The organism is Dongia sp. agr-C8 (assembly GCF_054658695.1).
In genome coordinates, this window is the sequence record NZ_BAAGHZ010000003.1 from 1,079,295 (window position 1) to 1,092,731 (window position 13,437).

Sequence of the window (13,437 nt, forward strand, 5' to 3'; positions counted from 1 at the left end):
TAACGTCAATAATTGATATTTTAAACATCACTGGCGCCGGCCGTGCCGCGGCAGGGGGTGCGATGCTGCCATGATCACGCTCGCAAACATCGAGACCGACCTTGGGCCGGTGTCCATTCTGAGGAACCGCCGGACCGGCGCCATCGCCTATTGGCAGGATTCCGCCTTCCAGAGCGAGGCTGACACCCGGGGCATTAGCCTCGCAGCCTACGTGCATGCGCTGCACGGCTTCTTACGGCAAAAAGACTGCAGAGATATCCTGCTAATCGGATGCGGCGGCGGCACGCTGGCCACGATGCTGGCGGCGCAAGGCAGCCGCGTCCTCGTGATCGACGTCAACGCCTGGTCGTTCGCCCTCGCGAAGAAGTATTTTTCATTGCCGGCCACGGTCGAGTGCCAGGTCGGCGACGGAAGGGCGTATCTCGAAACCACGTCGCGCCGCTTCGACGCCATCGTGCTCGACGCCTATCACGAAGGCAGGATACCGGACCATTTTCGCGATGCCGCGTTTGCCGCTGTTGCGCTCCGGGGGCTTCAGCCGGGCGGAATGCTGCTGGCGAATGTCTTTCTGCCGCACGACCTGGACGACACCGCCGACCGGTTTGCCTGGATGCTGCAAGCGCAGTATTCGAGCGTCCGCCTGCTCGATCAGACCGGCGCATCTTGTCGCAATGCCATCGTCCTGGCCGGCGCCGTCGATGGGCTTCAGGCGCCCGTCCTCATTTCGCCGCCGCAGGTGAGCGCGGACGAGATTGCCGAAGACCTGAAGAAGATGCGATTTCGCCCGCTCCGGCGACCGAGATGCTTGCGCATCGGGTGATCACCCGCCCGCCGCGCCCCAGATCTCCGCGGCGTATTCGCGGATCGCTCGGTCGGCGCTGAACCAGCCCATCTTGGCGGTGTTGGTGATGGCCTTCCCGGCCCAGACCGGCGTCTGGCGGAACAGGTCGTCGACCTCGCGTTGCTTCGCGGCGTAGGCAGCGAAGTCCGCGGTCACCAGGAAGTGGTCGTTGTTGACGAGGTCGTCCACCAGGCCGACATAGCGCTCAGGCTCATCCGGCGAGAAGACGCCGCCGCGGATCGCGGCCAGCGTCTCGGCCAGCGCCGGCGTGGCCGCCACGGTCTGGCCCGGCGCGTAGCCGGTCCGGCGCTTCTGCGCCACTTCTTCGGCGCGCAGTCCGAAGATCATGATGTTGTCGGCGCCGACCTGGTCGTGGATCTCGATATTGGCGCCGTCGAAGGTCCCGATCGTGATCGCGCCGTTCAGCGCGAACTTCATATTGCCGGTGCCCGACGCCTCGAGGCCCGCGGTCGAGATCTGCTCGGAGAGATCGGCCGCCGGCATCACCAGCTCGGCCAGGCTGACATTGTAGTTCGGCAGGAACAGGATGCGCAGCTTGTCGCGGGCGATCGGGTCGTTGTTGACGATGCGCCCGACGTCGTTGATCAGCTTGATGATCAGCTTGGCGCGATGATAGCTGGCGGCGGCCTTGCCGGCGAAGATCTTCACCCGCGGCACCCAGTCGCGATGGGGCGCCGCGCGGATCTCGTTGTAATGCGCGATCGCTTCCAGGACGTTCAGCAGTTGTCTTTTGTATTCGTGCATGCGCTTCACCTGCACGTCGAACAGGCTGTCCGGGCTCAGCGACACGCCGAGATGCCGCAGCACCGAGCCCAGCAGACGCTCCTTGTTGCGGCGCTTCACCTCGAGGAACCGGGCCTGGAAACCGGCGTCGTCGCGCAGCGGCATCAGGCGCTCGAGCTCGGTCGAATCGCCGATCCACCCCGTTCCGAGCGCCTCGGTGATCAGATCGGCGAGGCCGCGGTTGCTTTCCAGCAGCCAGCGCCGGAAGGTAATGCCGTTGGTGATATGGGTGATCCGGTCGGGATGCAGCTGGTGCAGCTCGCGGAACACGCTCTCGCGCATCAGCTTGCCATGCAGGCCGGAGACGCCGTTGACCCGGTGCGAGCCGATGAAGGCGAGATGCCCCATCTTCACCCGCCTTCCGCCATGCTCGTCGATCAGCGAGAGCGCCGGGATGCGGTCCTTGTCGATCTCCTTGCGTTCGGCGACCTCGGCCAGGTGCAGCGCGTTGATCTGGTAGATGATCTGCATGTGGCGCGGCAGCAGCCGCTCCATCAGGCCGACCGGCCAGGTCTCCAGCGCCTCGGGCAGCAGCGTGTGGTTGGTGTAGGATAGGGTGGAGCGGGTGAGCTCCAGCGCGGTCCGGAGCACGAATTTGTGCTCGTCCACCAGGATCCGCACCAGCTCGGCGACGGCGAGCGCGGGGTGGGTGTCGTTGAGCTGGATCGCCGCCGATTTCGGCAGGTTCGCCACCGTGCCGTGCTGCATCACGTGGCGCCGGATCAGGTCCTGCAGCGAAGCGGAGACGAAGAAGTATTCCTGCTTCAGCCTGAGTTCCTGGCCCGCCGGCGTCGAGTCATCGGGATAGAGCACGCGCGAGATGCTGGTGGCGCGCACCTGCTCGGCGAAGGCGTCCTGATACTGGCCGCGGTTGAAGTCGGTGAACTGCATCGGGGCCGCGGGCCGCGCCGACCAGAGGCGGAGCGTGTTGACGCGATTGCCCTCCCAGCCCACGACCGGCGTGTCATAGGCGACCGCGACCACGTATTCCGAGGGCCGCCATTCGAAGCGCTGGCCGCCCGGTCCCTTGGGCTCGACCCGGCCGCCGAAGCCGACATTGAAGGTGACCTCCGGCCGCTCGAACTCCCAGGGATTGCCGAAGGCGAGCCAGTCTTCGGGCACCTCGACCTGGTGGCCGTCGCGGATGATCTGGCGGAACAGGCCGTGGTCGTAGCGAATGCCGTAGCCGAAGCCGGCGATGTCGGTCGAGGCCATGCTCTCCATGTAGCAGGCGGCGAGCCGGCCGAGGCCGCCGTTGCCGAGCGCGGCATCGGGTTCGGAATTGCGGACTGCGTCGAAATCGACGCCGAGTTCGGCCAAGGCGGTGCGGCAGGCGGCGATCAGGCCGAGATTGGTGAGGCTGTCGATCAGCAACCGGCCGATCAGGAACTCGAGCGAGAGGTAGTAGACCCGCTTCTCGCCCTGGGCATAGGTGCGGCGGGTGGTCTCGACCCAGCGGTCCACCATGCGATCGCGCACCGCGAGCGCCGTCGCCATGTACCAGTCATGGACGCTGGCGTGCTCGGGATCCTTGCCCACGGTGTAGAGCAGCTTCTTGGTGATCGCCTTCTTGAGCGCGGCGACGCCCGGCGCTTCCGCGCGCTCGCCTTCGCTCGTCTGCGGCGTTTGCTGAAGCTCGACAGGTCGGTTCATCAACCCTCCATGTCAAACGTCTTTCCGGGCCGGCTCGGTACTAGGCGGCGGGTCAGGTCCTGCGAGAGGTCCTGGAGATCGCCGGCCTCGAGCGCGATCACGCTGCCCGCAGGCGAGCGCTGGTATTTGACCGTCGCAGCCAGTTCCATGAGCGCGCGGTTCGCTTGAAAACGCGCAATCAGCGCCTCGGGCCCATCCTGCGCGCTGCAGCCGATCACCTCGAGCGCCGAGCGCGTCACAAAGCAATCGAGCGCATCGCCGCCGGAGAGCGCCGTGAATCGGACGGCGTCGCGATCGGGAAAATAGATGCCTGCCTCGCCGAGAAAGCGCAAGAGCACGACGCTCACCTCTTCATGCGGCACCTTCAAATGCCGGGTCCGCTTCCAGCAATGCCCTGAACATGGTGCCCGCGAAGAGCGCGGGCAAGACAAGCCGCGCTGCGCTGCGCCGGCGCATGGGGCGGTCAGAGAGATTCGGAGATTTCCGGAAGCCATTCGGAACTTCTCCAACCAGCACCGGTTGACCGGACAGATCCGCAACAAGGGAGTTGAACGATGGGCAGCGCGGCCAAGCAGGAACGGCTCTATGACGTCATCAAGGATTTCGACAATGCGATGTTGGTGAGCAGCGGAGCCGGCGGCCAGGCGCATGCCCGCCCGATGCATATCGCCGAGATCCGCAAGGACGGCGACATCTTCTTCGCCACCAGCACGGACTCGCCGAAGATCGCCGAGATCGCGGTCAACCCGGAAGTCGTCGTCACCTTCCAGAGCAACCGGCAGTTCGCCGCCGTCTACGGCCGCGCCGAGATCGTGAACGATCGCAACCTGATCGACCATCTCTGGTCCGAGGCCTGGAAGGTGTGGTTTCCCGAGGGCAAGGCCGATCCGACCCTTTGCCTGATCCGCGTCGATGGCCGCGAAGGCGAGTATTGGGATAATGCCGGCGTTCAAGGCATCAAATATGCCTTCGAGGCCGCCAAGGCCTATATGCAGCACCGCAAGCCGGAGCAGGACGAGAAGCAGAACGCCAAGGTTCGGCTGAGCTGACCCCGTAGCGGCGCTGCAGCGGCCCTTGCCGTGGTCCCCGTCGCCTGCGCTACACTTCGGCGCAGAATCGGCGGGGAGGATTCATGGCTACAGGCTGGATGCGCGCTGCAGCGCTGCTGCTGATCGGGATCACCTCCGCCGCGCGCGCCGATGACGCACCGTTCGGCAATCGCGACACGATGTGGCGCAGCGAGAATTATGTCGGCGCGCTGCGGCATATGGGCGAGATCTATTTCACCCGGCCGGTCAAGCGCGGCGAAACGATTTCAGAGCTGCCGCAGGGCGAGGCGATCGACCGCCTCACCTATCGCCACGACGGCAAGGAGATCCCGATCGAGGATTATTTCGCGCGGGCCCGCAGCACCGGGCTGATCGTGCTGAAAGACGGCAAGGTGGTCTTCGAGCGCTATCTGCTGGGCGCCGATGGGAATTCTCTCTTCACCTCCTGGTCGATGGCGAAGTCCTTCACCTCCACCCTGGTTGGCTTCGCCATTGATGATGGCTTGATCAAGAGCGTCGATGACCCGATCGACCAATATGTGCCCGGCCTGAAGGGCTCCGGCTTCGAAGGCGTGCCGATCAAGGCGGTGCTGCAGATGTCCTCGGGCGTCGATTTCGTCGAGGACTATGACCGGCCGGAATCCGACATCAACACGCTCTGGGCCGCGACCATCCAATACAACACCAAGCCGGTGACCGAGTTTCTCGCCCACGCGCGGCACGGCAAGGCGCCTTTCTCCACCTTCAACTACAGCGGCCTCGACACCTCGGCCCTGGGCTGGCTGGTCAGCACGGTGACCAAAAAGCCGCTCGCCGATTACCTCTCGGAGAAGCTCTGGATCCCGCTCGGCATGCAAGCCGACGCCAACTGGAATCTCGACGGCAACGGCGCGGCCGCCCATGAGATCGCCTATTGCTGTCTCAACGCGACGCTGCGCGACTATGCGCGGTTCGGGCAGTTCCTGGTGAACGGCGGCAACTGGAACGGCCGGCAGCTCCTTCCGGCCGGCTGGGTCGCCGAGGCGACGCAGCCGGACCGGCCGCAGGTCATGCCCGGAAAGCTGCACGAAGGCTGGACCCTCGGCTATCAATATCAGTGGTGGGTGTTTCCCGACGGGCCGGATTCGATCGGCGGCTTCACCGCCCAGGGCATAAACGGCCAGTTCCTCTACGTGAATCCCGAGGAGCGGTTGGTGATCGTTGCCACCAATGCCTGGCGCGAGTTCTGGGACGACGATCTCGAAGCCGAGATCTATGACATCTTCGCGGCCTTCAAGGCGAAGCTGCATTGAGCGTCGTGCGGCGTTGCTGAAGCGCCCATGAAATGATGCATTTATGGGAAAATGTTCAAACTATCGATATACGGTTTCTTTACCCGCCCTGGTGCAAGACTGAGGTCCAATTTTGGGGGATCTCATGTTCAATCGCTTGTCGGCGAACACGCTGCTGAAATCCGTTGTCGCCGTCCTGGCCGCAATCGTCGTCGTGATGCTGGCCTTCGGGGCCTGGCAGTCGTGGCAGAAAGTCGCGAGCGCCGGCCGCATCGTCACCGTGGCCGAGGCGGCCAGCTCCGCCTTCCGCGCGATGCACAACCTGCGCACCGACCGTTCGACCACCACCCGCGCCGTCAACGCCGAGCACACCGTCACCGACGGCGACCTGGAGATCATGAATCGGACCCGCGGCGCGGAGATGCCGGCCCTGGCGGATGCCCTGTCGCGGCTGCCGGAGATCGACTTCGCCGAGAAGCAGGCGCTGCTCCCGGCGCTGACCGCGCTCAATGACACGATCATCAAGCTGCAGGCGGAAACGCTGGAGGCGGTGAAGAAACCGAAAACCGAACGCCGCGCCGGCCTGTCCGACGATTACATGAAGACGGCGACCGACCTGATCGCGGCGCTCGACCAGCTGTCGCAGAAGCTCACCGCCTCGGTGAAGCACGAGGACGCGGTGATCGACCAAATGCTGACCGTGCGCCAGCTCGCCTGGATGGTGCGCAATTCGGGCGGCAACGCCTCGCTCGGCGTCACCAACGCGATGGCCGCCAAGGCGATGACGCCGGAGGCGATGGACAAGTACCGCAACGCCGTCATCGAGTCGCAGACTGCCTGGGCCGCCTTGCTGGCGGAAACCGGCAGCGCCGTACCGCCGGCGGCGCTCAGCGACGCGATCGCCAATGCCAAGGCGCAGTATTTCGCGGACGACTACGTTGCCAAGCGCGAAAGCCTGGTGCAGGCAATCGTGGCCGGACAGGTGCCGGAGATGACTCCGGCGGATTGGTCCAACTACACCGTGGCGCGTCTCGCCTCGCTGGTGGATGTGGCCGAGGCGGCGCTCAACAGCGCGAAGGCCCATGCCGAGGCGGTGCGCGGCGCGGCGCGGATCAACCTGGTGATGCAGCTCGTGCTGCTGGCCGGCGCGATCGTGCTCGCCATCGGCAGCATGCTGCTGATCGGCCGCCGGGTCATTCGCCCGCTGCACCAGATCCGCGACGCCATGCTGCGGGTCGCCGCCGGCGATCTCAGCGCCGAGGCTTCCTTCCCCGGCCGCACCGACGAGATCGGCGCGCTGGCCGGCGCGCTCGGCACCTTCAAGCAGAATGCCGAGGACAAGGCGCGGATCGAGGCCGAGGAGCATGAACGCAATGCTCAGGCGGAAGCGCGCCGCCAGGCCGTCGATGCCAGCATCAGGGCCTTCGAGGGCGAGGTGAAGCAGGCGCTGGATGCACTGGCGCAGTCTTCGCGGCAGATGCTCGACACTTCGTCCGACATGAGCCGGGCAGCCGAGCGCAGCAAGGGCCAGGTCAAGGCTGTGGCCGGCGCCTCGGAGGAAGCCTCGAGCAATGTCCAAACCGTGGCTGCGGCCTCGGAGGAGCTCTCGGCCTCGATCGGCGAGATCAGCCGCCAGGTCGCCAGCGCCGCCGACATCGCCGGCCGCGCCGTTGAAGAGACCCGCGAGACCGACCGCACCGTGCAGAGCCTGGTGGAAATCGCCAGCAAGATCGGGGAGGTGATCGGCCTCATCAACGACATTGCCGGCCAGACCAATCTGCTCGCGCTCAATGCCACCATCGAAGCGGCCCGCGCCGGCGAGGCGGGCAAGGGCTTCGCGGTGGTGGCGTCCGAGGTGAAGAGCCTCGCCAACCAGACCGCCAAGGCGACCGAGGATATTTCTGCGCAGATCGCCGCGGTGCAGAACGTGACCAAGGAAGCGGTCGATGCGATCAAGCGCATCGGCGGCACCATAGCCGAGGTGAGCGCGATCGCGACCTCGATCGCCGGCGCGGTCGAGGAGCAGGGCGCGGCGACCCAGGAGATCACCCGCAACACCCAGGAGGCAGCGACCCGCACCCGCGATGTCTCGGAGAATATCTCCGGCGTGACCGACGAGGCGGATGCGACGGGTGCGGCGGCGGCAGGTGTACGCACCGCTGCCGAGAGTCTCGGCCAGCAAGCCGACCGCCTGCGCGGCCAGGTGAACGACTTCCTGTCCAAGATCCGCGCCGCCTAGGCGCGCGTCTATTCCACCCGACCGTCGATTTCGCGACGGTCTCTCCAGCAAGCCGGGCCGCCCCGTCGCGGTCCGGCTTCGCTCTTTCGGGTTCAGCTCGAGAGCAGCAGCACCGAGGCTTCCGAGTCCTCGATCACCGCGCCGGCGACATTGCCGAAGAACAGCGCCTCGCCGGGCCGGCGGTTGACGCCCATGACCACCAGGTCGAAGCCGCGCCGCTTGATCTCGCGCAGGATGGCTTCATGCGGCGCCAGCTCGGTATGAACCGAGATGTCCGCCTCGGTGTCATAGCGTTCGGCCCAGGTGACCAGCTCCTTCAACGCCGCCTGCTCGTGCTGATGCAGGGCGCTGCCGCGGCGCCGCCCGTTGCGTTTGCCGCCGGCGACGTAGAGAAAGGTTATCGGCACGTCCTGGGCGCGGGCCAGCATCACCGCCACTTCGGCGGCGCGGCGCGAGACGTTGTTGCCGCTGACCGGGACCAGGATCTTCAGGCGGCGAGTCGGATCCTCGCGATGCCCGCCGCGGGCGATGGTGACCCCGAGCGGGCCCTCGAAGCCGGCGACGATACGGGCGATGTCGTCATGCAGCGCGCCGTCGGGACCGAGCGTCTCATCGACGCCCACCATCATCAGGTCGTAGCCCTTGCGCGATTCCCGCGCGACCATTGCCTCCGCCTGCGCGGCGGTGGCTTCCGCCTTGATCAGCGGGACCGGGGGCGTCGCGGTCTTGGGCGCCTTCTTCTCCTCCGGCGCCGCCTCTTCCTGGGAAGGCTCCGCCTTGCCCGTCATTTCCTCCTGCGCCGCCGCCTCCGAAGCCGCCTGCTCGGCGTCATGGGCGCCACGTGCGGTCTCCGCGCCGGCCTTGAGGTCGGCCTCCGGTCCGTGATCCTCTTCCTTCGGCCTCGACTTCGGCGTCTCGTCCGGCGTCCGGACCCGCAGCAGCGTGGTCGGCGTGCCGCGGCGGCCGGCGAGCAGTCCGGTCAGATGCGCCATGAACTTTCCGTTGGGGCTGTCGTCGACCGCGAGCAGCAGGCGCTCGACATTGGGCATGAAGCCCTTGGCCTCGAACTCCTCGCGCTCGATCCGCTGGCGTTCTTCCTCGCGCATCGGCAGGCGGCCGAGCGCCCAGCGCAGGGATGGGGGCATGGCCAGCGTGGTCAGCACCGCCATGGTCACGATCATGGTGAAGAGGTCCTGGCTGAGCACGCCCATCGAAAGGCCGATGGTGGCGACGATCACCTCGGTCGAGCCGCGCGCATTCATGCCGCAGGCGATGGCCAGCGATTCCGGCAGCCGCAGCCCGCCGAGCCTGCCGCCGGCAAAGGCGCCGGAGAACTTGCCGACCGTGGCGATGGCGACGATCCCGGCGGTCAGCATCAGGATCTCGGGATTGGCGAGGATGGTGAGATCGGCGGTGATGCCGGCCAGGCCGAAGAAGATCGGCATGAACAGCGCGATGATGACGCCGCGCAGCTGCTGGTCGATCTGCCGGGTCAGGATCGGCGATTGTCCCACAAGAATGCCGGCGACGAAGGCGCCGAGCACGTCATGAACGCCGATCGCATCGGTGATCAGCGCCATGCCGAAGGTCAGCGCCAGCACCAGCGAGATCACCGGCAGCTCGCTCTCGAAGTGGTCGTTGGCCCAGCGGATCAGCCAGAACACCACGCGGCGCCCGATAGTGAAGCTGACGACCAGGAAGACCGCGGTGCCCAGCACCGACTTCGCCAGGGTCGGCCAGTCGAGATGGTTGTGCTCGACCAGGCTCAGGGTGACCGCGATGACGATCCAGCCGATCGTGTCGTCGATCACCGCCGAGGCCAGGATCACCTGGCCGATATTCCGCCGCATGAAGTTCATCTCGCGCACGACCACCGCGACGATCTTCACCGAGGAGATCGAGAGCGCGGTGCCGAGCAGCAGGGCGGCGGGGAAGCGCTCCTCCGGATTTGGCAGCAGGAAGTCGGGCAGATAGATCCCGAGCGCGAACCCGCAGGCGAACGGCAGCAGGATGCCGCAGATCGATACCGCGAGACTGGCCCGGCCGGTGCGGCGCGCCAGGCCGATATCGGTTTCCATCCCGGCCAGCAGCAGCAGCATCAGCACGCCGACCTGGCCGACCGCGTCGATCATGCCCTTCTGTGCCGCTTCCGAGGGGAACAGCGCCTGTTGCGCCTCCGGCCAGAGGGCGCCGAAGACGGAGGGGCCGAGCACCACGCCGGCCAGCAGATGGCCCATGACCGAAGGCTGTCCCAGCCGCTGCATCGCCTCGCCGAGCAGGCGCCCGGCGACCACCAGGATCAGGACCTCGGTGACGAAGAGCGGCGTCGAGGGCTTGCCGGCCTGCTCTGCGGCATAGGCGGAAGCGGCGGAGCAGAGAATGAGCGCGCCGACGAGCGGCAGAAGCCAGCCTGAGAATGCGCGGCGCATGAGATCCGGTTGTCCCTGAGAAGGCGGGGGAGAAGGCGGACCCACCCGATCCGCAACAGGACCAACAGAATGGCCGGGGCGTTGGTTCCCTACGGCGTGCAGGCTTCGGCGGCGTCGCGCGGGAAGGCGCGGATGCGGTTGAAGAGCTGCTTCAGGGGATCGCGGGTCCAAGCCCGGGTGACGAAGTCGTTGTGGACGAGGTTGGACCCGGTATCGAGAAACACGATGTCGCCGGCTTCCAGGCAAGGCGGGAGGTCGAGAATCAGGCTCAACCCGTCGCGCATCAACTGGTCCTGGAGCGTGCCGTTGCCGGGCGCGCTCGATGCGGAGAAGGCGCTGAACAGGAAGGCGCGCTCGCGGTGATCCTCGATCCAGCCGGCGAATTTCTCGCTGTCGCCGTAGAGTGCGTCGAGCAGGATCACGCCGGCGATGCGCCGGTTCGCCGCGCCGACCGCCAGCGACCAGGCGGCCGGCAGATAGCCGCCGCTATAGGCGACCAGGATCACCGGCATATGGCTGAAGTCCTGCGCGCTCATCCCGTCGCCGGCGAGCGCCGCGAGCTTGTGATCGGCTTCGCGCAGATAGCGGGCGAAGGCGCCGGATTGCCAGAAGCCGCCGGCGCTGGAATCCAGCGCATCGATCGCGAGCTGCGGCGCCACCAGCACGGCGTTGAGATTGGATTCGGCGAGCTGGCGGGGCACCTGCTGGCGCGCCACGACGTCGCGCGCGAGGGTCGCCTGGTTGCCGTGCAGGAAGACGACGATCGCGCCCTTCCTGCGGCGGTCGAAGCCCTTCGGGATGTAGAGCAGGCTGCGGGCATCGCTGTAAGTCTCGTCCTCCCAATAGACGCCGCCGCGCGGCGCGGTATGGCCGCGGCGCGAACCCTGCCTGGCATCGAGGAAGGGCGCATCGTCATGCGTCTCGTCGCCGGGCACCATGCCGCGATAGGGGAAGGGCGCGCTCTCGAACGGCACCAGCGCCGCCTTGCCGCCGAGGCTCTGCAGCGCGGGATCCACGCTATCTGCCATGGCCATGGCGCTGGGCAAGATCAGAAGCAGGAGACAGATCGATGCGAGACGCGCCATGCACGACTTCTTCCTCACTCAGGCGCTAGTCGATCATGCGCTCTTTGGACTCATCCTCGCGCCGAGCGCGACGAGATTCCAACCACAAGAAGAATGCAAAGACCGACAAGACTCCGGCGATCGCGCCGACCCATCCGAACAGCCCGAACCCCACAGCGCAGGCAAAAACCGTGAGCGCGCCGTTAGCGGGCATGTTGCTGAAGATGGGAAACATCGCGGCCCTCATCTCTCCGGGGAACGGTCTGAAAGACCGTAGCACGCAATCCGAATCCTGTCCGCAACCGCCCGTCAGGCCTCGGGTTCGTGGCAGACCACTTCGATATTGTGGCCGTCCGGCCCGATGACGAAAGCGGCATAGTAGCTGGCGTGATACTGCGGGCGTAGCCCCGGCGCGCCATGGTCCTTGGCGCCCGCCGCCAGGGCCGCCCGATGGAAGGCTTCGACCTGCCGGCGATTCTCCGCGCGGAAGGCGAGGTGGAGAAAGGCCGGCTTCTCCGCGGTCTGGAACAGGCAGAGCGAAGTCTTGCCGTCGGCGCTCATTTCGATGCCGAGCGATCCTTCCTGGACGACCGCGATGCCGAGCGGAGCGAGCGCCTTCAGGAAGAAAGCCGTGCTCGCTTCGTAGTCGCTGACGCCGAAGACGACATGGTCGAACATGCGCTCTCCTGAAGGATATAGGCCCGCGCGAGGCCTAACGCGTTTTCCGAGCCGGGGCAAGCGACCGCCGGCGAGGCAACCCGACCCCATGGACCAAGGGTCACGATGCGGAAGCCGGGGAATTTGCCCTAGGCTGACCGTTTCGAAATTCCTTGGGACAGTCGAGGGGCGCATGACACGCAAGAGGTTCGGGATATTTCAGGCTTTCCTGGCGGCGTTCCTGCTGGCCGCCTGTTCGTCGCCGGCCGAGCGGACGCTCTCCCTGCAGGCCCCGCTCTTCGCCACGCTGCCGAACGGCTCCGATCCGCTCAATGCGAGCCAGCCCTCAAGCATCTATGCGGAGGTGGCCGAGGTTCCCGGCGACAATCTCATCCGCTATCTCGAGCGCAAGCGCGGCCATGCCCTGAACCTGCTGTCGCTGTCCGGCGGCGGCCAGAACGGCGCCTTCGGCGCCGGCTTCCTGATCGGCTGGCGCGAGAGCGGGAAGCGGCCGGAGTTCGATGCCGTCGGCGGCGTCAGCACCGGCGCGTTGCTGGCCACGCATGCCTTCCTCGGCACCCCGGTCGACGATGCGATCCTGGAGGAGATGTACACCAAGATCACCGCGGCCGACATCTACACCGACCGCAGCATCCTCGGGCTGCTCTCCGCCGACTCGCTGAAGGACACGACGCCATTGCGCGCGATGATCGCCAAATACATCACCGCCGAGACCTTGCAGCGCGTGGCCGCCGCTTATGACGACAATCGCATGCTGGTCGTGGGCACGACCAACATCGACTACGCCCAGACCTGGGTCTGGAACATGACCATGATCGCCAAGGCGGGAAAGCTGGAGCTCTATCGCGATGTCTTGCTCGCCTCTGCATCTTTTCCGATCGTCTTTCCGCCGGTGGAGATTGACGGCCATCTGTTCGTCGATGGCGCCGCCCGCTCCAACCTGGTTATTCCCGGCGTGGGCGGGACGAAGAAGCCCAACCCGCCGCTGCACGGCGCGGGCAACCTCTACCTGATCGACAACGGCAAGGTGACGACGCCGCCGCAGGCCTTGATCCGGGCGCTCGGGCCGGTGGCCGCCACCACCATCAGCGTGATGATGGAACAGTCGATGCAGACCGCCCTGACGCGGTCCTATTTCGGGGCGCGGCTGCTGGGGTACAACTTCAACATGGTCGGCATTCCGGATGCGGTGAACGTCGGCAACGACCCCTTGGCCTTCGACCCCGGGCAGATGCGCGCTGCCTTCGACGCCGGGCGTGCCCTCGGGGCTGAGGCCAACCCCTGGCAGGACCGGCCGGGCGATTCAGGGGACATTCCCGCCTGGGTCTTCAAGCCGGAGATGGCGCCCTGAGCGCGCTTTTGCGCGCGGCAGGGCCGAACCACCATCATTTCGGCATAGGCCGCACGCG

The 13,437-nt window shown here is 66.4% G+C and carries 11 protein-coding genes; 5 read left to right on the forward strand and 6 right to left on the reverse strand.

The window, feature by feature from the left end:
* Positions 1 to 70 precede the first annotated feature (70 nt).
* Positions 71 to 820, forward strand: a complete 750-nt coding sequence (locus ACYQ4T_RS19420; RefSeq protein WP_459857662.1) for a spermidine synthase — start codon at positions 71 to 73, stop codon at positions 818 to 820.
* Here ACYQ4T_RS19420 and ACYQ4T_RS19425 read toward each other — a convergent pair whose 3' ends face one another.
* Both ACYQ4T_RS19425 and ACYQ4T_RS19430 read right to left on the reverse strand, forming a co-directional pair.
* The gene (locus ACYQ4T_RS19425; protein ID WP_459857665.1) at positions 821 to 3,298 is read right to left on the reverse strand and encodes a glycogen/starch/alpha-glucan phosphorylase; all 2,478 of its coding nucleotides are present in this window, start codon (positions 3,296 to 3,298) and stop codon (positions 821 to 823) included.
* Complete coding sequence (locus ACYQ4T_RS19430) at positions 3,298 to 3,660, reverse strand: DUF1488 family protein (protein ID WP_459858074.1); 363 nt, start codon at positions 3,658 to 3,660, stop codon at positions 3,298 to 3,300. The genes ACYQ4T_RS19425 and ACYQ4T_RS19430 overlap by 1 nt, the downstream gene beginning before the upstream one ends.
* A gap of 192 nt (positions 3,661 to 3,852) precedes the next feature.
* On the opposite strand from ACYQ4T_RS19430, the gene ACYQ4T_RS19435 reads away from it, so the two are divergent.
* The 3 genes from ACYQ4T_RS19435 to ACYQ4T_RS19445 all read left to right on the forward strand — a co-directional run bounded on the left by ACYQ4T_RS19435 (position 3,853) and on the right by ACYQ4T_RS19445 (position 7,857).
* Positions 3,853 to 4,347, forward strand: a complete 495-nt coding sequence (locus ACYQ4T_RS19435; protein ID WP_459857667.1) for a pyridoxamine 5'-phosphate oxidase family protein — start codon at positions 3,853 to 3,855, stop codon at positions 4,345 to 4,347.
* Positions 4,348 to 4,430: 83 nt separating this feature from the next.
* Positions 4,431 to 5,639: a serine hydrolase domain-containing protein gene (locus ACYQ4T_RS19440; protein WP_459857670.1), complete on the forward strand. Its 1,209-nt coding sequence runs from the start codon at positions 4,431 to 4,433 to the stop codon at positions 5,637 to 5,639.
* 124 nt (positions 5,640 to 5,763) lie between these two features.
* Entirely contained in the window at positions 5,764 to 7,857 is a 2,094-nt protein-coding gene (locus ACYQ4T_RS19445; protein WP_459857672.1) for a methyl-accepting chemotaxis protein, read from the forward strand.
* Between the two features lie 92 nt (positions 7,858 to 7,949).
* On the opposite strand, the gene ACYQ4T_RS19450 is transcribed toward ACYQ4T_RS19445, so the two are convergent.
* From ACYQ4T_RS19450 to ACYQ4T_RS19465, 4 genes are all read right to left on the reverse strand, one after another.
* The gene (locus ACYQ4T_RS19450; RefSeq protein ID WP_459857674.1) at positions 7,950 to 10,286 is read right to left on the reverse strand and encodes a cation:proton antiporter domain-containing protein; all 2,337 of its coding nucleotides are present in this window, start codon (positions 10,284 to 10,286) and stop codon (positions 7,950 to 7,952) included.
* Positions 10,287 to 10,375: 89 nt separating this feature from the next.
* A complete protein-coding gene (locus ACYQ4T_RS19455; protein WP_459857676.1) occupies positions 10,376 to 11,371 on the reverse strand; it encodes a hypothetical protein in 996 nt (331 codons plus the stop codon).
* A 25-nt stretch (positions 11,372 to 11,396) separates the two neighbouring features.
* Positions 11,397 to 11,585, reverse strand: a complete 189-nt coding sequence (locus tag ACYQ4T_RS19460; RefSeq protein WP_459857679.1) for a hypothetical protein — start codon at positions 11,583 to 11,585, stop codon at positions 11,397 to 11,399.
* A 74-nt stretch (positions 11,586 to 11,659) separates the two neighbouring features.
* A complete protein-coding gene (locus tag ACYQ4T_RS19465) occupies positions 11,660 to 12,028 on the reverse strand; it encodes a VOC family protein (RefSeq protein ID WP_459857682.1) in 369 nt (122 codons plus the stop codon).
* A 172-nt stretch (positions 12,029 to 12,200) separates the two neighbouring features.
* Between ACYQ4T_RS19465 and ACYQ4T_RS19470 the strand changes: the two genes are divergently transcribed.
* On the forward strand, positions 12,201 to 13,379 hold the full coding sequence (locus ACYQ4T_RS19470) for a patatin-like phospholipase family protein (RefSeq protein WP_459857684.1): 1,179 nt from the start codon (positions 12,201 to 12,203) through the stop codon (positions 13,377 to 13,379).
* The last annotated feature ends 58 nt before the right edge of the window (positions 13,380 to 13,437 follow it).

Bases quoted from the DNA above. Each gene is read 5' to 3' on its own strand.
- ACYQ4T_RS19460 (WP_459857679.1), bottom strand. From the start codon at position 11,585: ATGTTTCCCATCTTCAGCAACATGCCCGCTAACGGCGCGCTCACGGTT.
- ACYQ4T_RS19435 (WP_459857667.1), top strand. From the start codon at position 3,853: ATGGGCAGCGCGGCCAAGCAGGAACGGCTCTATGACGTCATCAAGGAT.
- ACYQ4T_RS19420 (WP_459857662.1), top strand. From the start codon at position 71: ATGATCACGCTCGCAAACATCGAGACCGACCTTGGGCCGGTGTCCATT.
- ACYQ4T_RS19465 (WP_459857682.1), bottom strand. From the start codon at position 12,028: ATGTTCGACCATGTCGTCTTCGGCGTCAGCGACTACGAAGCGAGCACG.
- ACYQ4T_RS19455 (WP_459857676.1), bottom strand. From the start codon at position 11,371: ATGGCGCGTCTCGCATCGATCTGTCTCCTGCTTCTGATCTTGCCCAGC.
- ACYQ4T_RS19445 (WP_459857672.1), top strand. From the start codon at position 5,764: ATGTTCAATCGCTTGTCGGCGAACACGCTGCTGAAATCCGTTGTCGCC.
- ACYQ4T_RS19425 (WP_459857665.1), bottom strand. From the start codon at position 3,298: ATGAACCGACCTGTCGAGCTTCAGCAAACGCCGCAGACGAGCGAAGGC.
- ACYQ4T_RS19440 (WP_459857670.1), top strand. From the start codon at position 4,431: ATGGCTACAGGCTGGATGCGCGCTGCAGCGCTGCTGCTGATCGGGATC.
- ACYQ4T_RS19470 (WP_459857684.1), top strand. From the start codon at position 12,201: ATGACACGCAAGAGGTTCGGGATATTTCAGGCTTTCCTGGCGGCGTTC.
- ACYQ4T_RS19450 (WP_459857674.1), bottom strand. From the start codon at position 10,286: ATGCGCCGCGCATTCTCAGGCTGGCTTCTGCCGCTCGTCGGCGCGCTC.